This is a genomic window from Oleiphilus sp. HI0079 (genome assembly GCF_001635105.1).
Genome location: NZ_LWFT01001188.1, coordinates 1 through 673 on the forward strand (window position 1 = coordinate 1; position 673 = coordinate 673).

General features: G+C 46.2%; 1 protein-coding gene. It reads left to right on the forward strand.

What is annotated here, in order from left to right; all coding sequences use genetic code 11:
* Positions 1-54 precede the first annotated feature (54 nt).
* On the forward strand, positions 55-594 hold the full coding sequence (locus tag A3750_RS21120; protein ID WP_156492248.1) for a hypothetical protein: 540 nt from the start codon (positions 55-57) through the stop codon (positions 592-594).
* The last annotated feature ends 79 nt before the right edge of the window (positions 595-673 follow it).

The following is a 673-nucleotide window of genomic DNA, read 5'->3' on the forward strand; positions in this document are numbered from 1 at the left end:
TTATGGCATGAGTGAGTTGGGCCTAACATGCAAACGCTACCAGGGGAGATTTTGGTGAAACCAAGGAAGATGAAACAGGAAATGCAGGCGAAGTTCAGTGCTGGGGTAACGCGCGCAGAGCTACTGAATGAATACAAGGGGCTTACACTTCCAGAAAAGCGCGTTGCAGCATGCGTTGCCTCACTGAAAGACGAAACGCTATGCCAGCTTTACAGTGGAAGAAACAACATATTAATTAGTCTGATGTTTGTGCAGGCGTTATTTGCTGCGTTTGCTGGCTATACCACTGGGCTCTCAATAGGAGGGCAGGCTCCATATTGGTTGGCAGGCATTGCGGCTTCTATCTCGTTCTTATTCATTATCGGCTTCTACAGGCACAGCTTAACGGCGTACTTGGCTTATATATTTCTTTCCATCAGTCAGTTGCCCAATACATTTCCTAGCGCAAACGACGAGCCGATTAAGCTTTTTATTATATGGTCTATCACGGTCGGCACTATCTTGTATGTATGGCATGTTAAATCAAAGCTGTATCCATACTTTGGGTTTTTCGGTGCTAAAAAAGAAAGTGGCCAATTCACCTTCGCCCGCTAAACATTTTTTATCGCGCTAGGCCCTAGGTGGGCCAGCTCATTTTGATGCCATACGTTGTTCGCCTTTTGGCCTTGCTCGT